The 18,797-nt window shown below is 67.5% G+C and carries 19 protein-coding genes and 1 riboswitch; of the genes, 4 read left to right on the top strand and 15 right to left on the bottom strand.

Going from position 1 to position 18,797, the window contains the following annotated elements:
- Positions 1 to 5: 5 nt before the first annotated feature.
- From FB562_RS08965 to FB562_RS08915, 11 genes are all read right to left on the bottom strand, one after another.
- On the bottom strand, positions 6 to 1,373 hold the full coding sequence (locus FB562_RS08965; RefSeq protein WP_141880792.1) for an MFS transporter: 1,368 nt from the start codon (positions 1,371 to 1,373) through the stop codon (positions 6 to 8).
- A gap of 37 nt (positions 1,374 to 1,410) precedes the next feature.
- Complete coding sequence (ribH, locus tag FB562_RS08960; RefSeq protein ID WP_141880791.1) at positions 1,411 to 1,884, bottom strand: 6,7-dimethyl-8-ribityllumazine synthase; 474 nt, start codon at positions 1,882 to 1,884, stop codon at positions 1,411 to 1,413.
- Positions 1,881 to 3,188: a GTP cyclohydrolase II gene (gene ribA / locus FB562_RS08955; protein WP_141880790.1), complete on the bottom strand. Its 1,308-nt coding sequence runs from the start codon at positions 3,186 to 3,188 to the stop codon at positions 1,881 to 1,883. Before ribA ends, ribH begins: the two co-directional genes overlap by 4 nt.
- Positions 3,185 to 3,841 (bottom strand): riboflavin synthase, encoded by a 657-nt coding sequence (locus tag FB562_RS08950; RefSeq protein ID WP_141880789.1) that lies wholly within the window; start codon positions 3,839 to 3,841, stop codon positions 3,185 to 3,187. The genes ribA and FB562_RS08950 overlap by 4 nt, the downstream gene beginning before the upstream one ends.
- On the bottom strand, positions 3,841 to 4,881 hold the full coding sequence (ribD, locus tag FB562_RS08945) for a bifunctional diaminohydroxyphosphoribosylaminopyrimidine deaminase/5-amino-6-(5-phosphoribosylamino)uracil reductase RibD (RefSeq protein ID WP_246081410.1): 1,041 nt from the start codon (positions 4,879 to 4,881) through the stop codon (positions 3,841 to 3,843). The genes FB562_RS08950 and ribD overlap by 1 nt, the downstream gene beginning before the upstream one ends.
- 80 nt (positions 4,882 to 4,961) lie before the next feature.
- A riboswitch (FMN riboswitch) is annotated at positions 4,962 to 5,131 on the bottom strand.
- 295 nt (positions 5,132 to 5,426) lie between these two features.
- Positions 5,427 to 5,987, bottom strand: coding sequence for a GNAT family N-acetyltransferase (locus FB562_RS08940; RefSeq protein ID WP_141880788.1), 561 nt, complete (start codon positions 5,985 to 5,987; stop codon positions 5,427 to 5,429).
- 10 nt (positions 5,988 to 5,997) lie between these two features.
- Complete coding sequence (gene trpS / locus FB562_RS08935; RefSeq protein ID WP_141880787.1) at positions 5,998 to 7,005, bottom strand: tryptophan--tRNA ligase; 1,008 nt, start codon at positions 7,003 to 7,005, stop codon at positions 5,998 to 6,000.
- Positions 7,006 to 7,053: 48 nt separating this feature from the next.
- The gene (locus tag FB562_RS08930) at positions 7,054 to 7,899 is read right to left on the bottom strand and encodes an exodeoxyribonuclease III (protein WP_141880786.1); all 846 of its coding nucleotides are present in this window, start codon (positions 7,897 to 7,899) and stop codon (positions 7,054 to 7,056) included.
- Positions 7,900 to 7,908: 9 nt separating this feature from the next.
- Complete coding sequence (locus FB562_RS08925) at positions 7,909 to 8,994, bottom strand: YihY/virulence factor BrkB family protein (RefSeq protein WP_246081409.1); 1,086 nt, start codon at positions 8,992 to 8,994, stop codon at positions 7,909 to 7,911.
- 44 nt (positions 8,995 to 9,038) lie between these two features.
- Positions 9,039 to 9,314: an HPr family phosphocarrier protein gene (locus tag FB562_RS08920; protein WP_141880785.1), complete on the bottom strand. Its 276-nt coding sequence runs from the start codon at positions 9,312 to 9,314 to the stop codon at positions 9,039 to 9,041.
- 27 nt (positions 9,315 to 9,341) lie between these two features.
- Positions 9,342 to 10,130 (bottom strand): DeoR/GlpR family DNA-binding transcription regulator, encoded by a 789-nt coding sequence (locus FB562_RS08915; protein ID WP_141880784.1) that lies wholly within the window; start codon positions 10,128 to 10,130, stop codon positions 9,342 to 9,344.
- Positions 10,131 to 10,283: 153 nt separating this feature from the next.
- Between FB562_RS08915 and ptsP the strand changes: the two genes are divergently transcribed.
- The 4 genes from ptsP to FB562_RS08895 all read left to right on the top strand — a co-directional run bounded on the left by ptsP (position 10,284) and on the right by FB562_RS08895 (position 15,107).
- Positions 10,284 to 11,939 carry a phosphoenolpyruvate--protein phosphotransferase gene (gene ptsP, locus FB562_RS08910; protein WP_141880783.1) on the top strand — a complete coding sequence of 552 codons (1,656 nt, stop codon included), beginning with the start codon at positions 10,284 to 10,286 and terminating at the stop codon, positions 11,937 to 11,939.
- Positions 11,940 to 12,030: 91 nt separating this feature from the next.
- Complete coding sequence (locus FB562_RS08905; protein ID WP_141880782.1) at positions 12,031 to 13,491, top strand: PTS mannitol transporter subunit IIBC; 1,461 nt, start codon at positions 12,031 to 12,033, stop codon at positions 13,489 to 13,491.
- A 33-nt stretch (positions 13,492 to 13,524) separates the two neighbouring features.
- A complete protein-coding gene (locus FB562_RS13810; protein WP_141880781.1) occupies positions 13,525 to 13,962 on the top strand; it encodes a PTS mannitol transporter subunit IIA in 438 nt (145 codons plus the stop codon).
- Positions 13,962 to 15,107, top strand: a complete 1,146-nt coding sequence (locus FB562_RS08895) for a mannitol-1-phosphate 5-dehydrogenase (protein ID WP_141880780.1) — start codon at positions 13,962 to 13,964, stop codon at positions 15,105 to 15,107. The genes FB562_RS13810 and FB562_RS08895 overlap by 1 nt, the downstream gene beginning before the upstream one ends.
- A gap of 155 nt (positions 15,108 to 15,262) precedes the next feature.
- On the opposite strand, the gene FB562_RS08890 is transcribed toward FB562_RS08895, so the two are convergent.
- The 4 genes from FB562_RS08890 to sdhC are packed head-to-tail and all read right to left on the bottom strand — an operon-like array spanning position 15,263 to position 18,694.
- Entirely contained in the window at positions 15,263 to 16,027 is a 765-nt protein-coding gene (locus FB562_RS08890; RefSeq protein ID WP_141880779.1) for a succinate dehydrogenase iron-sulfur subunit, read from the bottom strand.
- A complete protein-coding gene (sdhA, locus tag FB562_RS08885) occupies positions 16,027 to 17,853 on the bottom strand; it encodes a succinate dehydrogenase flavoprotein subunit (RefSeq protein WP_141881168.1) in 1,827 nt (608 codons plus the stop codon). Before sdhA ends, FB562_RS08890 begins: the two co-directional genes overlap by 1 nt.
- Before the next feature lie 11 nt (positions 17,854 to 17,864).
- Complete coding sequence (locus tag FB562_RS08880) at positions 17,865 to 18,317, bottom strand: succinate dehydrogenase hydrophobic membrane anchor subunit (protein ID WP_141880778.1); 453 nt, start codon at positions 18,315 to 18,317, stop codon at positions 17,865 to 17,867.
- A gap of 2 nt (positions 18,318 to 18,319) precedes the next feature.
- A complete protein-coding gene (gene sdhC, locus FB562_RS08875; protein ID WP_281284320.1) occupies positions 18,320 to 18,694 on the bottom strand; it encodes a succinate dehydrogenase, cytochrome b556 subunit in 375 nt (124 codons plus the stop codon).
- Positions 18,695 to 18,797: the final 103 nt, after the last annotated feature.

Raw genomic sequence — 18,797 nt, 5'->3', positions numbered from 1 at the left:
CGGCATCAGCGGTCGATGTCGATGTCCTTCGTCTCCTTGCCGAGGAGCAGGGCGATGAGGGTCAACACCGCCATCGCCGAGAGGTAGATGCCCACGAGGAAGGGGCTGCCGTCGGCGAGCGTCCACAGCCAGACGGCGATGAACGGGGCGACCGCGGCGCCCAGGATCGAGCTGACGTTGTACGAGACACCCGAGCCCGTGTAGCGCACATTCGTCGGGAACAGCTCGGGCAGCAGCGCGCCCATCGGCCCGAACGTGATGCCCATCAGCGTGAAGCCCACGATGAGCCACGCCATGACGCCCACGAAGCCGGAGCCGAGCAGCGGCACCCACAGCAGCCCGAACACGATGATCGCCAGGGTCACCCAGATGAGCGTCCTGCGGCGACCGAACCTGTCGGCCCACGGCCCGGACAGCAGCGTGAAGATGCCGAAGAAGACGACGCCCACGATCATCATGAGCACGAAGTCGTTGTAGCCGTAGCCGAGGCCGGGCAGCTGCGTAGGGCTCTCCGGCGAGACGGGCGCGCGGCCGTAGCTGAGCGAGAACGTCGTCATCAGGTAGAACAGCACATAGGTGGCGAGCATGAAGAAGGTGCCCAGCACGAGCTCACGCCAGTGGCCGCGGATGACCGTGCCGAGCGGCAGCTTGACGACCCGGCCGGTGCTCACCGTCTTCGAGAATGCGGTGCTCTCGACGAGGCGCAGACGCACCCACAGGCCGACGATGACCATGACGGCCGAGAACAGGAACGGGATGCGCCAACCCCAGCTGAGGAACGCCTCCGACGGCATCGACGGGTCATCGGAGGGGAGCGCGACGGCGATCAGCAGGAACAGCCCGTTCGCGATGATGAAGCCGATCGGGGCGCCCAGCTGCGGGAAGGTGCCGTACCAGGCGCGCTTGCCTGCCGGCGCATTCTCGGTCGCCACGAGCGCGGCGCCGCTCCACTCGCCGCCGAGCGCGAAGCCCTGGGCGAGGCGCAGGATGACCAGCAGCAGCGGGGCGAACCAGCCGACGACCGCGTAGGTGGGCAGCACGCCGATGAGGAATGTCGCGATTCCCATCGTCAGGAGCGCCGCGACGAGCGTGGTCTTGCGGCCCACCTTGTCGCCGAGGTGGCCGAAGAACACGGCACCGACCGGGCGTGCCACCATGGCGGCGCCGAAGATCGCGAACGACGACAGCAGCGCCGTCGTCTCATTGCCCGTCGGGAAGAACAGGTGCGGGAACACCAGCACCGCCGCCGTCGCATACACGTAGAAGTCGTAGAACTCGATCGTCGTGCCGACGAGGCTGGCCAGGATGACCCGCGAGCGCGGATTGGCGGGCGCGGATGCGGATGGTGCGGATGCTGGAGCGGGGGAGGTCATGGATCGGCTTTCGCTGGCGGCGGATAACCGAACAATCCTACGCCCGGCGCAGCTCCCCGAGCACCCTCGCGGTGGCCAACGCCGCCTCCGCAGCCTCCGCTCCCTTGTCCTCCTTCGAGCCGGGCAGGCCGGCCCGGTCGAGCCCCTGCTGCTCGTCATCGAGGGTGAGCAGGCCGAAGCCGACGGGCTTGCCCGTGTCGAGGGCGACCCGGGTGAGGCCGTCGGTGGCCGCAGCCGACACGTACTCGAAGTGGGGTGTTCCTCCGCGGATGATCACGCCCAGCGCGACCACAGCATCCGCACCGCCGTCGAGCGCCGCCTTGGCGACGACGGGCAACTCGAAGCTGCCCGGCACGTGCACCTCGGAGACGGATGCCCCGGATGCGGCGAGCACGCGTCGCGCGCCGGCCAGCAGCCCGGCCGTGATCTCCTCGTGCCACCGGCCCGCCACGATGGTGACCTTCAGGCCGGTCCCGTCGGTGCTGATGGTGGGTGCTCCTGCTCCGCTCACAGTGCCTGCTCCTTCTGGCTCTGACGGGCCTGCTCGGCCTCGTCGATGGTCACATCCGTGTGCGCGAGGTGCTGGGGCAGGATGTGCCCCATCCGGTCGCGCTTGGTCTCGAGGTAACCCTCGTTGGCGTCGCCGACTCCGACGACGATCGGCACCTGCTCGGTCACGGTCACGCCGCGATCGGTGAGCTGCTTGATCTTGTCGGGGTTGTTGGTGATGAGTCGCACGGTGCGCACCCCCAGCTGGTCGAGGATGGCGACGGCCGCCCCGTAGTCGCGGCCGTCGGCGGGCAGCCCGAGCGCGGTGTTCGCGTCGACCGTGTCGAGGCCGTCCTCCTGCAGACGGTATGCCTTCAGCTTGTTGATGAGGCCGATGCCGCGCCCCTCATGCCCGCGCATGTAGATGACGGCGCCGCCATCACACTGGATGGCCTGCAGCGCCGACTCCAGCTGCGGGCCGCACTCGCATTTGAGCGAGCCGAAGACCTCGCCGGTGAGGCACTCGGAGTGCATGCGCAGCAGCATCCCCTCGTGTGGTTCGCCCGACAGGATCGCCACATGGTCGGCCCCGGTCATGCGATCGCGGTAGGCCCGCACGGTGAATGTGCCGAACAGGGTCGGCAGCTCCGTCTCGACCTCGAAGATGACGCGAGAGGTCTCCGCGACGGCATCGCTCGGTACGGGCTTGGCGTCGTCGTCGAGTGCGTCGAGATAGACGATGAGGTCGGCGATGGTGATGACCACCACCCCGTGCTCATCGCCGAGCGCGATCAGGCCGGGCAGCCGCATCATCTCGCCGCTGTCCTCCACGATCTCGGCGATCGCGCCCACCGGCGGCAGGCCGGCCAGTGTGAGCAGCTCGACGGTCGCCTCCGTGTGGCCCGCCCTCTGCCGCACCCCTCCGGGCACGGCGCGGAGCGGCAGAACGTGTCCGGGCCGAACGAGGCTCGCCGGCGTCGAGGCGGGGTTGGCCAGCGCGCGCAGCGTGTGGGCACGATCGGATGCGCTGATGCCGGTCGTCACCCCTTCTGCGGCGTCGACCGACACCGTGTACGCGGTGCCCCGAACATCCTGGCTGTCGGGCACCATGACGGGCAGATCGAGCCGGTCGGCGACAGGCGCGGGCATGGGTGCGCACACATAGCCGGAGGTGTGGCGCACCATCCAGCCGAGCCACTCGGGGGTCGCCAGCGATGCGGCGAGGATGACGTCGCCCTCGTTCTCGCGCCCCTCGTCGTCGACGACGATGATGGGTCGGCCCGCGCGCAACTCTGCGAGGGCGGCGGGGATGTCGGCGAGGCTCATGAGTGGCTCCCCACTGTTGTTGTGGCTGGTGAAGGTGTGGTCGTGGGTGATGCGGCTTCGTACTGGCCGAGCCGAAGCATCCGCTGCACATGGCGGGCCAGGATGTCGGTCTCGATGTTGACGAGATCGCCGACGGTGCGCTCGCCGAGGGTCGTCGCGGTGAGGGTCTCGGGGATGAGCGACACCTCGAACCAGTCGTCGCCGACAGCGCTGACGGTGAGCGAGATGCCGTCGACCGCGATCGAGCCCTTGTCGACGACGAGGGCGGCGACATCGGCGGCGAGGCTGAAGCGCAGTACGCGCCACGCCTCGCCCTCGGTCACCGTCAGGAGTGTGGCCGTTCCATCGATGTGGCCCTGCACGATGTGACCGCCGAGCCGGTCGCCCACGCGGGCGGCCCTCTCGAGGTTGACGCGGCTGCCGGGTGCCGGGTCGCGCAGCGCGCTCACGGCGATGGTCTGCGCCATCACATCGGCGGTGAACCAGTCGTCGCCCTGCTCTACGACGGTGAGGCACACGCCGCTCACCGAGATGGAGTCGCCGTGCGCGGCGTCACTCACGGCGAGCGGGCCGCGCACCGTGATGCGGGCGGCGTCGGCCGTTCTGTCCCAGGCGAGAACCTCGCCGAGCTCTTCGATGATTCCGGTGAACACTAGTCCTCGTCTCGTTCTCGTGCCACGATCAGCACATCCTCGCCCAGCACCTCTACGTCATGCACTCGCAGTCGCCGGGCCTCGCCGATCGTGCCGACGCCGATGCCTGTCACTGCGGGGCGACCGCCGCCGAGCAGCACCGCCCCTTGAAAGATCGCGTACTCATCGACCAGCCCTGCCGCGATGAACGCGCTCGCGAGCGTCGGCCCGCCCTCCACATACAGGCTGCGGATGCCGCGGGCGAACAGCCCCGAAAGCACGGCGTTCAGGTCGCGGCTGTGCGTCACAATCGCCGGCTGCGGATGCTGCAGCACCCGCGCATCCGCCGGAATCCGTCGTGTGCCGATGACCACCGGAACAGGCTGGTGCGGCATCAGCTCGCCGCCGTCGCCGCGTGCCGTCAGCGCCGGGTCGTCGCTGAGCACCGTGCCCGTGCCGACCGCGATCGCGTCGCTGGCCGCACGCTGCTCGTGCACGCGCTGCCGGGCGGCGGCGCCCGTGATCCACTGGCTGGTGCCGTCGGCGGCGCTCGCGCGACCGTCGAGGCTCGACGCCCACTTCACGGTCACATAGGGTCTGCCGTTGCGCACCGTCGTGAGCCACGGATGCATGGCCTCCTCCGCCTCAGGCGCGAGAACCCCGCCGGTCACGGCGATGCCCGCCTCCCGCAGCCTCGCGGCACCCCCGCCGGATTCGGCGCCCGGGTCGCCCACCGCATACACGACCCGCGTCACGCCCGCGGCGATGAGCGCCTCCGAGCAGGGGCCCGTGCGGCCGGTGTGATTGCAGGGCTCGAGGGTGACGACGGCGGTCGCGCCGCGCGCCTGGCCGGGCTGCAGACTGCCCAGCGCGTCGACCTCAGCATGGGCGGTGCCCGTGCCGCGGTGCCAGCCCTCCGCGATCCTGTTGCCGTCGGAGTCGAGGATGACGCAGCCGACCTGCGGGTTCACGCCCCAGGCGGGGCCGTGGGCGGCGAGTGACAGGGCGTGCCTCATCGCGGAGGCGATCGTGTCGCCTGCGGTGTTCGCCGTGTCGGTCATCCGGTCCTCGTGTGGTCTTCTCCATCACGGGCCCCGGGGGTTCGTCGTCGGCGACGACGGGGTTCGCTCGCGCGAACCTCCTGTGCTTCCTCTCATCCGGACTGAGGGAACAGCTTTCGCATTCCCATTACCGTCGGTACCGGAATTCCACCGGTTCAACCGCTTCACTGCCCGGATGTTTCATCCTGGTAGATCTGCGGGTCGCGGACTATAACCGCCGGTTCGGATTTTCACCGACCCCGGAGCACGTTCTTCTCAACAGTCTACTCAACGCGCCCCCACCGCCCGTATTCCCGCCCCCACCTGTCGGGTACGCCATTCGGCTCTTCCTGGAGTGCGCGAGCATCCCTTTGCCGTACTCGAGTGCCTCTCGTATTCCCGCCCCCACCTGTCAAGTACGCCATTCGGCTCTTCCTGGAGTGCGCGAGCATCCCTTTGCCGTACTCGAGTGAGTGACTCGCCGGTTGAGTTGCTCGCTGGTTGAGGAGCGAGCGCTAGCGAGTGTCTCGAAACCTCACCCGCGAGCATCCCCGGATCCGCTTTCCCTACGGCCAGCCGGGCTTCGGGCCGTGGTCTTCTCCGGCGAGCAGTTCGCCGTGCCAGTTCTCCTGCGGGCTGCCGTCGCGTGCCGTGTGCGCGCCCGTCTCGGCCCCTGTGAAGCGGAAGCCCGCCTTGCGCGCGACCGTCGCCGACGCGTGGTTTCCTGCGACGCAGCGCCACAGCATCCGGGTCACTCCGTTGTCGAACGCCCAGTCGCCTACGGCGCGCAGCGCTTCGGTCATGAGCCCGCTGCCGCGGTGGGGGCCACCCAGCCAGTAGCCGACGTCCCACTCGCCGGGTGCCTCGTGCGCGCGCATTCCGATCACGCCCAGAAGCGGCGTGCCCCCGGCTGCGCGCAGTGCCCAGGTGTACTCGCGGTCTGTCTCCCAGCCGGCGGGCACGTGTTCGCCGATGAACCATTCGGCGTCCCGGCGCGCGTACGGCCAGGGCGTCTCCATGAGGTGTTCGAACAGCGGGTCGTTGCAGTATTCGGCCATCAGTTCGGCATCGGATGCTGTGGGCTGGTCGAGCAGCAGGCGGTGCGTCTGCAGCGTGAACGGCTTCATTGCTGCGATGTCATCCGCGCGGCAGCAGGCCGATGCGGTCGTAGACGGCCTTGAGGGTGACGTCGGCGACTTCGGCGGCGCGGTCGGCGTTGGCGGCGAGCACGCGGTCGAGTTCGGCGGGGTCGTCGAGTAGTTCGAGGGCGCGGGCGCGCACCGGTTCGAAGGCGGCGACGACGGCGTCGGCGACGTCTTTCTTGAGGTCTCCGTAGCCGCGGCCGACGTATTGCTCTTCGAGTGCGGGCATGGCTGTTCCGGTGAACGACGACAGGATGGTGAGCAGGTTGGAGACGCCGGGTTTCGCGCCGCGATCGAAGCGGATCTCGCGCTCAGCATCCGTCACCGCGGTTTTGAACTTCTTGGCCGTCTTGGCGGGCTCGTCGAGCAGCCAGACGACGCCGTTCTCGGAGGCGGCCGATTTGCTCATCTTCGATTCGGGGTTCTGCAGGTCGTAGATGCGCGCCGTCTCTGTGAGGATGATCGGTTCGGGCACCACGAAGGTTTCGCCGAAGCGCGAGTTGAAGCGGTTCGCGAGGTCACGGGTCAGCTCGACGTGCTGCTTCTGGTCGTCGCCGACGGGAACCGCCTCCGCGCCGTACAGCAGGATGTCTGCCGCCATGAGCGTCGGGTAGGCGAAGAGCCCCAGCGTGGTCGCGTCGGCGCCGTACCTGCTCGATTTGTCTTTGAACTGGGTCATGCGGCTCGCCTCGCCGAAGCCGGTGATGGTGTTCAGCACCCATGCAAGCTGCGAGTGCGCGGGCACGTGCGACTGCACGTAGAGCGTCGACTTGGCGGGGTCGATTCCGGCGGCGATGTACTGGGCGGCGGTGCGTCGGGTCTGCTCGCGCAGCGCGGCCGGGTCCTGCGGCACGGTGATCGCGTGCAGGTCGACGACGCAGAAGAAGGCGTCGTAGGCGTCCTGCATGTCCCGCCACTGCTGCAGCGCGCCGACGTAGTTCCCGATGTGGAGGGACTGGGCGGATGGCTGCATGCCGGAGAAGAGGCGGGGCTTCGAGGTCATGTCCCCAATTCTTTCAGGGTTTCGGCCGTGTGAGAGACGGCGGGACGGTCAGAGCGCGTAGTCGACGACGACGGGCGCGTGGTCTGACCAGCGCGCGTCGTAGGACGGGTAGCGGTCGACCTTGTAGTCGACGACCTTGTCTGCGAGCGCGGGCGTGACCAGGTGGTAGTCGATGCGCCATCCGGTGTCGTTGTCGAAGGCCTGGCCCCTGTTCGACCACCAGCTGTATGGCCCTTCGACATCGCCCGCGAAGCGGCGGCCCACGTCGACCCAGCCGAGGCCGGTGCGTGTCGTGCCGTCCTGGCATTCGATGGCCTCGCCGGCTGCCCCCATGAAGCCGTCGAAATAGGCGCGCTCCTGCGGTAGGAACCCGGCCTTCTTGACGTTGCCGCGCCAGTTCTTGATGTCGAGCTTCGTGTGGCCGACGTTGAGGTCGCCCAGCACGACCGCGTATTTCGAGTGCTCGGCGAGCTCGGGCAGGCGCTGCGTCATCGCATCCAGAAATTTGTACTTCTCGACCTGCTTGGGGGTGTCGACCTCGCCGGAGTGCACATAGGTGCTGACGACGGTGACGATCTGGTCGCCCACCTCGAAGTCGGCCTCGAGCCAGCGGCCGGCGCTGTCGAACTCGACGTCGCCGAGCTCGACCCTGTGGATCGACGCCTTGCTGCGTGAGGCGAGCGCGACCCCGGCGCGGCCCTTCGCGGTGGCCGCGTCGTGCAGCACATCCCACTCGTCACCGAGCAGCCCGACCACATCGTCGGTGGAGGCGCGCACCTCCTGGATCGCGAGGATGTCGATGTCGCGCGCGGCAAGCCAGTCGCCCATGCCCTTGCGGTAGGCGGCGCGGATGCCATTGGTGTTGATGGATGCGATGCGAAGCGGTTTGGCCATGCGGCAAGCCTAGCGACGGTCGCCGACATCGCGCCCGGCCGTTTTCGCATCGTCGGCACTCGTCTTGTCGCCGTGGCCGAACATCCGTTTCAGCCATCCCCAGCGACGTTCACGCTTGACTGCGGCGGCGCGCTTCGCGGCCTCCTCGCGGATGGCCGCTTCCTGCTCAGCGGCGCGCTGTTCCTTCTCGCGGCGGGCCTGCTCGACCCTGGGGTCGGCGATGAGGCCGACGTCGGACATGCCGACGGAGATCCAGGATGCGGCGACGAGGATGACCTGGCAGATGAGGTTGAACCAGATGAGCAGGCCGAGGATCACGGCGAAGGATGCCAGCAGCGGGTTCCTCGTCGCGCCGCCGAGGAGTGCGGTGCCGAGCACCTTGAGCAGGCCGAGGCCGGCCGCGCCGAGCAGCGCGCCGACGAGGAGCCGGCGGAGCGGAATGGTCAGGCCCGAGAGGGCGCGGAACAGCGCCGCGAGCACCACCGTGTCGAGCGCGAACATGAGTGCGAGGCCGACGACGCGGCCGACGAGGAGACTCGCCGCGGAGTCGCGGTCGAGGCCCACGAAGTCCATGGCCGCACCCAGCGCCTGCGTGCTGAACACGAGCAGCGCGGATGACAGGAGCAGCGCGACGCCGAACGCGAGGCCGAGGCCGATGTCCTTAAGCTTCAGCAGTACGAAGTTGGTGAGCTCCCCGGGCAGCCCGAAGATGGTGCGCACCGCGTCGCGGCAGGATGCGAGCCAGCCGAGCGCGGTGAACAGCAGGCCGCCCAGGGCGATGATGCCCGACCAGGTGAGCGCCTGCGATTCGAGCAGCTGCTCGGGGTCGATGATGCCCTCGCCGCCGTCTGAGGCGATGAGTCCGGGAACGGAACTGTTCAGAAGCGTCAGGAAGGCGTCACGCAGCTCGACGTTCGCCTGCAGAACGAGGCCGGCGACAGAGAAGCCGACCCAGATGGCGGCGAATACGGCGAAGATCGCCTGATAGGAGAGGCCCGCCGAGAGGATGGGGCCGCGGCTGGCAGAGTAATGCTGCAAGACCCTGACAGGCCGTGACGCCATGACTTTCGCGAAGAGGTCTTTGATCGTCGCCACGTCTCCACCCTATGCGGGCATCGTGGAGGGGAGGATGTGCCGCGTCAGTCGGCGTCGAGTTCAGAGCCGATGAGCGCCGCGAGGGCGTCTGCCGTGGCATCCGCGTCGTCGCCGTCGACGGTGAGGAGGAGCTCGTCACCGTGGTTGACGCCCATGGCGAGCAGCAGCAGCACGCTGGCCGCGTTCGCCTTCTTGCCGTTGGCGGCTTCGAGGGTGACGGCGTGGCCGCTGTCGGCTGCGGCTTTGGCGATGGTCGACGCGGGCCGGGCGTGGAGCCCGACGGTCGAGCCAAAGGTGACGGTGCGCTGGGTTTCAGACATGGTGGTGTTCCTCCCGGTCGTTGGGGTTCATGCTACTGCGGGCTGCCCTGCGGAGCCTGCGATGACTACTTCGGGCCCTGCGGCCTCGACTTCGAGCACGAGTTCGTGGTTGACGCCGATGTCGGTGATGATCGTGTCGATGGCGGCCAGTGGTGCGACGCGGCCGAACTCCTCGCGGCCGAACTTGCTGTGGTCGGCGAGCACGATACTGCGGCGGGATGCCTTGATGATGGCAGATTTGACGGCAGCTTCGGCGATGTTGACGGTCGTGAGGCCGCGCTCCGGCGTGATGCCGTTGATGCTGAGGAATGCGATGTCGACGTTGACCATGCTGACCATCTGGTGGGTCCAGGTGCCGACGGATGCCCGCGACGAGGAGCGCACGAGGCCCCCGAGCACATGCAGTTCGATGTTGTCCCGGTCGGCGAGTGCCATGGCGACGGGCAGCGAGTGGGTGACGACGGTGAGCCGGCGGTCGACGGGCAGCAGTTCGGCCAGCTTGATGGTGGTGGTGCCGGCGTCGATGATGACGGATCCGCCGTCGGGCAGCTCTTCGAGGGCGGCGGTGGCGATGGCCATCTTCTCTGCGACGAGGATCTCGTGGCGGTCGGAGACGGCGGAGCCGACGACGCTGCGTTCCACCGGGATGGCGCCGCCGTGCGCGCGCCGAACGAGCCCGCGCCGTTCGAGGCTGGTGAGGTCCCGGCGAATGGTCTCGGGGGTCACGGCGAGCAGTTCTGCGAGTTCGCGTACCTCGACCCGCCCGTTGGCTCTGGCCTGTTCGAGGATGGCCTGGTGTCGCTCAGGTGCGTACATCGCTGACCTCGCTGTCGCTATAGTCTCGGTAAAACATCACAAACAAATGTCTGCTTGATTAGTTTTATCTTTGAATTTGTTTGTTTGTCAACCGACTTGGGAGTACTCTCAGGGGCAGATCATTGCTCGTGAGCACGATGAAGGAGTCCTGTAATGCGAGAACTTCGGGGAATCGGAGTGGGTCGAGGCGTTGCATCCGGGCCGGTCCTGCGCATGCCAGACCCTCTGCCCGAGCCGGCCACGACGCCGCGGACCACGGATGCCCAGGTCGAGCGCGACGCCGTCACGGCAGCGCTGAAAGAGGTCGCCGCAGAGCTCGCCGCCCGCGGGCGGCAGGCCGGCGGTGAAGCTCAGGCCGTGCTCGACGCGCAGGCCATGATGGCGCAGGACCCCGGTCTCGTCGACGACGTCACCGCCCGCATCGAGTCGGGCAGCACGGGCGAGCGGGCCGTGTTCGAGGCCTTCGCCTCCTTCCAGCAGATGCTCACCGACATGGGCGGCTACATGGCCGAGCGGGCTGCGGACCTCGGCGATGTGTCGCAGCGCATCATCGCGAAACTCCGCGGCGTGCCCGCGCCCGGCGTGCCGACATCCGACGCTCCCTTCGTGCTCGTCGCCCACGACCTCGCCCCCGCAGACACGGCCCTGCTCGATCTCGACAAGGTCGTCGCGCTCGTCACCCGTGACGGCGGCCCGACCTCGCACACCGCGATCCTGGCCCGCTCCAAGTCGATCACCGCGATCGTCGGCGTCACGGGCGCCGACGAACTGGCCGACGGCGATGTCGTCATCGTCGACGCGGGCGCCGGAACGGTGACGGTCGACCCGAGCACCGGCGAGCTGGCCGCGGCCGAGACCCGCACGGCAGAGCTCAAGGCCATCGTCAACGCGCCCATCACCGACGGGGCGCTCGCCGACGGCGAGAAGGTGCCGCTGCTCGCCAACCTGGGCAGCCCCAAGGATGCCGCGGCGGCCGTCGCGCTGGGAGCCGAAGGTGTCGGGCTGTTCCGCACGGAGTTCCTGTTCCTCGACTCGAAGACGGCGCCCACCGTCGAGCAGCAGCAGGCCGACTACACGGCCGTGCTGGCCGCGTTCCCCGGCAAGAAGGTCGTCGTGCGCTGCCTCGACGCCGGAGCCGACAAGCCCCTGAGCTTCCTCAACGACGCCGAGGAGGAGAACCCGGCGCTCGGCCTTCGCGGCCTTCGCGCCCTCCGCGCCAACGAGGAGATCCTGCGCGGCCAGCTGACGGCGCTCGCCGGAGCGCAGGCCGCGACGGAGGCCGAGCTGTGGGTGATGGCACCCATGGTCGCCGACGTCGAGGAGACCGACTATTTCGTCACCCTCGCCAAGGAGCTGGGCATCCGCGTCGCCGGAGTCATGGCCGAGATCCCCTCGCTCGCGCTCATGGCCGATCAGGTGGTCGGCTCGGCCGACTTCGTCAGCATCGGCACCAACGACCTCACCCAGTACACGATGGCGGCCGACCGGATGCTCGGAAGCGTCGCCGCATATCAGGACCCGTGGCATCCTGCCGTGCTCAGGCTCGTCAAGATGCTCGGCGACGCCGGGCGCAGCAACTCGACGCCCGTCGGCGTCTGCGGCGAGGCCGCAGCCGACCCGCTGCTCGCCGTCGTGCTCGTAGGACTGGGGGCGACATCGCTGTCGATGACGCCCGCCGCATTCGCCGAAGTGCGGGCCGAGCTGGCCCGCCACACGCGCGCGGATGCCGAGAGACTCGCCGCGGCCGCCCTGGCCGCGCCGACCGCCACAGCCGCAAGAGAAGCGGCCGAGGCGGGCCCCGTTGGTTGAGGAGCGACGTAGGAGCGTCTCGAAACCGACAACCCGACTCACATCATCACCGAACACCACCACCAATGAACCAGGAGAAAAGGAAGAACTCATGACGACGGAGTCAACCGCAACCCGCGCCGCCGGTGGCGCCCGCGTGGGTGTGCAGAGATTCGGCACATTCCTCAGCGGAATGATCATGCCGAACATCGCAGCATTCATCGCCTGGGGCCTCATCACGGCCCTCTTCATCCCCACGGGCTGGACCCCCAACGAGACCCTGGCGACTCTTGTCGGGCCGATGATCACCTTCCTCCTCCCGCTTCTCATAGCGAACATGGGCGGCCGGATGATCTATGACACCCGCGGAGGCGTCGTCGCGACGATCGCCACCATGGGCGTCATCGTCGGCACCGACATCCCCATGTTCCTGGGTGCGATGATCGTCGGGCCGCTCTCGGCCTGGATCATGAAGCAGGTCGACAAGCTGTGGGCTGGCAAGATCAAGGCCGGCTTCGAGATGCTCGTCGACAACTTCTCGGCGGGGATCCTCGGTGCGATCCTCGCGGTCGGTGCATTCTTCGGAATCGCGCCACTCGTGACGGGGCTGAGCAGCGCGCTCGAGGCGGTCGTCGACTGGCTGGTCAACCTCGGCCTGCTGCCGCTGTTGTCGATCTTCGTGGAGCCCGGCAAGGTCCTGTTCCTCAACAACGCCATCAACCACGGCGTGTTCACGCCGGTCGGCACGGCGCAGGCCACGGAGACGGGCAAATCGCTGCTGTTCCTCGTCGAGGCGAACCCCGGCCCCGGTCTTGGTCTGCTGCTCGCCTTCATGTTCTTCGGCGTTGGGGCGGCCCGCACGAGCGCCCCCGGCGCAGTGATCATCCAGTTCCTCGGTGGAATCCACGAGATCTACTTCCCGTACGTGCTCATGAAGCCGCTGCTGGTTCTCTCGGTCATCGGTGGCGGCATGACCGGAGTGCTCACCAATGTGATCTTCCAGTCGGGCCTGATCGCCCCTGCCTCCCCGGGAAGCATCTTCGCGGTGCTCGCCATGACGGAGAAGGGCAGCTACCTCGGGGTGATCCTCTCGGTGATCCTCGCCGCAGCGGTGTCATTCGCGATCGCCGCAGTGATCCTGCTGGCCAGCCGCAAGCGCGACCTCGCCGCCGGTGGCGCCGGCGACCTGGGGGCGGCTGTCGCCGCGACCGAGGCCAACAAGGGCAAGAGCTCCAGCGTCCTCGGCAACCTGGGCGGGGCATCCGCGACCGCCACGCAGACGAAGATCCAGAATGTCGTCTTCGCCTGCGACGCCGGCATGGGATCGAGCGCGATGGGCGCATCAGTCTTGCGCAACAAGGTCAAGAAGGCTGGAATTGACGGAGTGACGGTCACCAACAAGGCGATCGCCAACCTGGACGGCAGTGAGGACCTCGTGATCACTCACCAGGACCTCACCGACCGTGCGAAGCAGAAGACGCCCGGCGCGGTCCACGTGTCGGTCGACAACTTCATGAACAGCCCGAAGTACGACGAGGTCGTCGACCTGCTGAACCAGCAGGCCAGCGAGTAGTCGCACAGTAACCGACGAGACAGGGAGTTCCCCATGACGGCACAGGTTCTGCAGCTCAGCCAGATTCGCACGGAAGGCGAGGCGACCACCAAGACGGAGGCGATGCGCGAGGCGCACAGCATCCTGATGGAGGCCGGGGCGGTCACCGCCGCCTACCTTCCGGCGATGCTGGAACGCGAAGAATCGGTCTCGACCTACATGGGGAACTTCCTGGCCATCCCGCATGGCACGAACGAGAGCAAGGAGGCGATCCTCAGCTCTGCGCTCTCGTTCGTGCGGTACAGCCAGCCCATCGACTGGGATGGCAACCCGGTGCATTTCGTTGTCGGCATCGCCGGCATCGAGAACCAGCACCTCGACATCCTCTCCAAGATCGCCATCGTCTTCTCCGATGAGGATGAGGTCGATGCGCTTCTCAAGGCGGCCAGCGCGGAGGAGATCCTCGACATCCTGTCCGAGGTGAACGCCTGATGAAGGCGGTGCACTTCGGTGCAGGCAACATCGGTCGCGGCTTCGTCGGACTGCTGCTGCACGAGGCCGACTACGAGGTGGTCTACTCGGATGTCAACGCCGAGCTGATCGCCGCCCTCGACGCCGCAGACACCTTCACGGTGCACGAGGTGGGGGAGGGCGCGCGCGATCACGAGGTGTCGAACTTCCGCGCCTTCGACAGCACGCAGAAGATGAAGGAGATCGTCGCCGAGATCGCCTCTGCGGAGCTCGTGACGACCGCTGTCGGCCCGAACATCCTTCGTTTTGTGGCGCCCGCGATCGCCGACGGCCTGCGCGCTCGCGGCGATGACGCCCCGCCGCTCGCCGTCATGGCGTGCGAGAACGCCATCAACGCGACCGACATCCTGCGGGCCGAGGTCGAGAAGCTGATGACGGATGCCGAGGGCCAGGCGGCCCTGAACCGTGCCGTCTTCGCGAACACGGCCGTCGACCGCATCGTGCCAGCGCAGGCCGCAGGCGCCGGCCTCGACGTCACCGTCGAGACGTACTACGAGTGGGCCATCGACCGCACGCCCTTCGGCGGCACCGAGCCCGTCATCCCGGGCGCGACCTTCGTCGACGACCTGGCCCCCTACATCGAGCGCAAGCTCTTCACCGTCAACACGGGGCATGCCACGATCGCCTACTACGGCTTCTCTGCGGGTGCCCATGCGATATCGGATGCTCTGGGTCGCCCAGAAGTGGAGCTGGCCGTTCGCGCCGTGCTCGACGAGACGAAGCAGCTCCTCGTGGACAAGCACGGCCTCGACGCTGCCGCCCAGCAGGCCTACATCGAGAAGATCCTGGTGCGCTTCGCGAACCCGCACCTTCCCGACACGGTCGACCGGGTGGGCAGGCAGCCGCTGCGCAAACTGAGCCGCCACGAGCGTTTCATCGGCCCGGCCGCGGAGCTGGCGGAGCGCGGCACGACGCCCGTCGCGCTCATCGATGCGGTCGTCACGGCGCTTCGTTTCGACGTTCCCGACGATGAGCAGAGCGTGGAGCTGCAGCAGAAGCTCGGGGCCCTCTCGGCTGATGACTTCGTGCGCGAGGTCTGCGGTCTCAGCCCGGAGCATCCGCTCTTCGCCCCGCTCACGGCAGCCATCGCCAATACCGCTGGCTAATTACCGCTGGTTGAGGGATCGTGCTCTAGCCAATACCGCTGGTTGAGGTGCTGAGGTACGAAGCAGTCTCGAAACCCGCCCACGAGCTACCCCGGGGCAGGTCTCGAGACTGGCGCGATAGACCGCACCACCTCGACCGGCAGGTAAAGGTGCTGTTACGCCTTGCCGCGCATGATGGCCTGCTTGACCTCGGCGATGGCCTGGGTCACCTGGATGCCGCGCGGGCATGCCTCGGTGCAGTTGAAGGTGGTGCGGCAGCGCCACACCCCTTCTTTGTCGTTGAGGATGTCGAGGCGTGTCTCCGAGCCTTCGTCGCGCGAGTCGAAGATGAAGCGGTGCGCGTTGACGATCGCGGCCGGGCCGAAGTACTGGCCGTCGGTCCAGAACACGGGGCACGAGGAGGTGCAGGCGGCGCACAGGATGCACTTGGTCGTGTCGTCGAAGCGGGCGCGCTCGGCGATGGACTGGGTGCGCTCCTTGCCCTTCTCGGGCTTGCTGTTGGCGATGAGGAACGGCTGCACGTCTTTGAAGGAGTCGAAGAACGGCTCCATGTCGACGATGAGGTCCTTCTCCAGCGGCAGGCCCTTGATGGCTTCGACGTAGATGGGCTTCGAGATGTCGAGGTCCTTGATCAGCGTCTTGCAGGCGAGGCGGTTGCGTCCGTTGATGCGCATGGCATCCGAACCGCAGATGCCGTGCGCGCACGAGCGACGGAACGTGAGCGAGCCGTCCTGCTCCCACTTGACCTTGTGGAGCGCGTCGAGCACTCGGTCGGTCGGGTACATCTCCACGTCGAAGTCCTGCCAGCGCGGCTCGGCGTCGACCTCGGGGTCGAACCGGCGGATGATGAACGTGACGGTGAATGACTGGATGGGCGCCTCCGGGGTGGGGGCGGGCGCGTCGAGCGTTGCCGTGGACATCAGTACTTCCTCTCCATGGGCTGGTAGTTCGTGATGACGACGGGCTTCCAGTCGAGCTTGATGTGGTCTGCGGCGTCGGCTGAGTGGGGGTCGCCCGTCAGGTACGCCATGGTGTGCTTCATGTAGGTTGCGTCGTCGCGGTCCGGGTAGTCGTCGCGCATGTGTCCGCCGCGGCTCTCCTTGCGGTTGCGTGCGGAGAAGACGACGACCTCGGCGAGGTCGAGCAGGAATCCGAGCTCGATCGCTTCGAGCAGGTCTGTGTTGAAGCGCTTGCCCTTGTCCTGCACGGCGATGTTCTTGTAGCGCTCGCGCAGGCGGTGGATGGTGCCGGTCACCTTGGCGAGCGATTCGTCGGTGCGGAAGACCTGCGCGTTGCGGTCCATCTCCTCCTGGAGCTCCTTGCGGATGGAGGCGATGCTCTCGGTTCCGGTGGAGGAGCGGAGCATGTCGATGAGCCCGCGGATCTCGGCGGTGGGGTCTTCGGGCAGCGGCGCGAACTCTGCTGTCTTCACGTACTCGACCGCGTTGCGGCCGGCACGCTTGCCGAAGACGTTGATGTCGAGCAGCGAGTTGGTGCCGAGGCGGTTGGATCCGTGCACGGAGACGCAGGCGCATTCGCCGGCGGCGTACAGGCCGGGCACGACGGTGGTGTTGTCGCTGAGTACTTCGGCGTTGTTGTTGGTGGGGATGCCACCCATCGCGTAGTGCGCGGTCGGCATGACCGGAACCGGTTCGAACACGGGGTCGACGCCGAGGTAGGTGCGGGCGAACTCGGTGATGTCGGGCAGCTTGGTCTCGAGCACCTCGGCACCCAGGTGGGTGCAGTCGAGGTAGACGTAGTCCTTGTGCGGCCCGGCGCCGCGGCCTTCCGCGACCTCCTGCACCATGCAGCGCGAGACGATGTCGCGCGGTGCGAGGTCCTTGATGGTGGGGGCGTAGCGCTCCATGAAGCGCTCACCTGAGGCGTTGCGCAGGATGGCGCCCTCTCCGCGGGCTCCCTCGGTGAGCAGGATGCCCAGGCCGGCCAGTCCGGTCGGGTGGAACTGGAAGAACTCCATGTCCTCGAGCGGCAGGCCCTTGCGCCAGATGATGCCGACGCCGTCGCCGGTGAGGGTGTGGGCGTTGGACGTGGTCTTGTAGACCTTGCCGAAGCCACCCGTGGCGAAGATGACGGCCTTGCCGCGGAACACGTGCAGGTCTCCGGTCGCGAGCTCGTATGCGACGACGCCGGCGGGTGTCTGCTTGCCGTCGATCTCGCTCATGATGAGGTCGAGCACGTAGAACTCGTTGAAGAAGTTGATGCCGTGCTTGACGCAGTTCTGGTACAGCGTCTGCAGGATCATGTGGCCGGTGCGGTCTGCCGCGTAGCAGGCCCGGCGCACGGGCGCCTTGCCGTGGTCGCGGGTGTGCCCGCCGAAGCGGCGCTGGTCGATCTTGCCCTCGGGGGTGCGGTTGAACGGCAGGCCCATGTTCTCGAGGTCGATGACGGCGTCGATGGCCTCTTTGGCGAGGATCTCGGCAGCATCCTGGTCGACGAGGTAGTCGCCGCCCTTGACGGTGTCGAAGGTGTGCCACTCCCAGTTGTCCTCTTCGACGTTCGCGAGGGCTGCGGCCATGCCGCCCTGCGCCGCACCCGTGTGGGAGCGGGTCGGGTACAGCTTGGAGATGACGGCCGTGCTCGCGTTGGGGCCTGCTTCGATGGCGGCGCGCATACCGGCTCCGCCGGCTCCGACGATGACGACGTCGTGCTGGTGATGGTGGACTCCGTCGATGATGACTGTCTCACCGACTGCCGGCTGGGCATCCGCATAGAGCGAGCCGCCGATGGTGCGCTTGCTCACTTGCTCACCCCGCAGAAGGTGGGGAGGAGTTCGGCAGGTCCGCCGACGGGGCACGGTTCGAAGGTGTAGATCACAAGGGTTCCCAGGATGAGGAGTACGACGGTGGCCCCGAGGAGGGACCAGGTGAGGATGCGGCGGAAGACGGGCCCGCGCGCGTAGTCGTTGATGAGGGTGCGCATCCCGTTGGCACCGTGGATGAGGGCGAGCCACAGCAGCGCTGTGTCCCACACGATCCAGAACGGGTCGGCCCACTTGCCGGCGACGAAGGCGAAGTCGATGGCGTGAACGCCCGTGCCGACCATGAGGTTGACGAAGAGGTGGCCGAAGATCAGCACGACGAGCACGATGCCGCTGACGCGCATGTAGATCCAGCCCCACTTCTCCCAGTTGACGCCGCGGCGCTTGGGGAGGGTGCGGGGGGCACGAGGGTTGTCGATTGTCACGGTCATGGTCAGCCTCCGAACACATTCATGAGGTGGCGCGGCGTGAATCCGAGCATGAGCACGACCCACAGCGCGATGACGATCCAGAACATCAGCTTGTGATGCTTGGTGCCGACAGACCAGAAGTCGATCAGGATGATGCGCAGCCCGTTGAGGGCGTGGAATCCGATCGCGCCGACCAGGCCGACCTCGCCGATGCCCATGATGGGCGTCTGGTAGGTGCCGATGACCGCGTTGTACGCCTCGGGGCTGAGCCGGAGGAGGGCGGTGTCGAGGATGTGCACGAGGAGGAAGAAGAAGATGCCGACGCCCGTGATGCGGTGAAGCACCCACGACCACATTCCTTCGCGACCCCGGTACAGGGTTCCGGCTGGTGCGGTGATCTTGCCGCGTGGTTTACTGCCGTGCGCTGGCGTGCCCTCTGGCTGGGCTTCGGCCAGGGCTCCCGCCGACTTCGATGGCACGAGCAACCCTCCTTGCGATGAT

The organism is Homoserinimonas aerilata (genome assembly GCF_006716125.1).
Lineage (GTDB): Bacteria > Actinomycetota > Actinomycetes > Actinomycetales > Microbacteriaceae > Homoserinimonas > Homoserinimonas aerilata.
Note: the sequence above shows the minus strand (reverse complement) of the source record. Positions and strands in the feature narration are given on the sequence as shown.

Bases quoted from the DNA above. Each gene is read 5' to 3' on its own strand.
- FB562_RS08890 (WP_141880779.1), bottom strand. From the start codon at position 16,027: ATGTCCACGGCAACGCTCGACGCGCCCGCCCCCACCCCGGAGGCGCCC.
- FB562_RS08920 (WP_141880785.1), bottom strand. From the start codon at position 9,314: ATGTCTGAAACCCAGCGCACCGTCACCTTTGGCTCGACCGTCGGGCTC.
- FB562_RS13810 (WP_141880781.1), top strand. From the start codon at position 13,525: ATGACGGCACAGGTTCTGCAGCTCAGCCAGATTCGCACGGAAGGCGAG.
- FB562_RS08930 (WP_141880786.1), bottom strand. From the start codon at position 7,899: ATGGCCAAACCGCTTCGCATCGCATCCATCAACACCAATGGCATCCGC.
- FB562_RS08895 (WP_141880780.1), top strand. From the start codon at position 13,962: ATGAAGGCGGTGCACTTCGGTGCAGGCAACATCGGTCGCGGCTTCGTC.
- FB562_RS08940 (WP_141880788.1), bottom strand. From the start codon at position 5,987: ATGAAGCCGTTCACGCTGCAGACGCACCGCCTGCTGCTCGACCAGCCC.
- FB562_RS08915 (WP_141880784.1), bottom strand. From the start codon at position 10,130: ATGTACGCACCTGAGCGACACCAGGCCATCCTCGAACAGGCCAGAGCC.
- FB562_RS08880 (WP_141880778.1), bottom strand. From the start codon at position 18,317: ATGACCGTGACAATCGACAACCCTCGTGCCCCCCGCACCCTCCCCAAG.
- ptsP (WP_141880783.1), top strand. From the start codon at position 10,284: ATGCGAGAACTTCGGGGAATCGGAGTGGGTCGAGGCGTTGCATCCGGG.
- ribA (WP_141880790.1), bottom strand. From the start codon at position 3,188: ATGAGCCTCGCCGACATCCCCGCCGCCCTCGCAGAGTTGCGCGCGGGC.
- ribD (WP_246081410.1), bottom strand. From the start codon at position 4,881: ATGACCGACACGGCGAACACCGCAGGCGACACGATCGCCTCCGCGATG.
- FB562_RS08965 (WP_141880792.1), bottom strand. From the start codon at position 1,373: ATGACCTCCCCCGCTCCAGCATCCGCACCATCCGCATCCGCGCCCGCC.
- trpS (WP_141880787.1), bottom strand. From the start codon at position 7,005: ATGACCTCGAAGCCCCGCCTCTTCTCCGGCATGCAGCCATCCGCCCAG.
- FB562_RS08905 (WP_141880782.1), top strand. From the start codon at position 12,031: ATGACGACGGAGTCAACCGCAACCCGCGCCGCCGGTGGCGCCCGCGTG.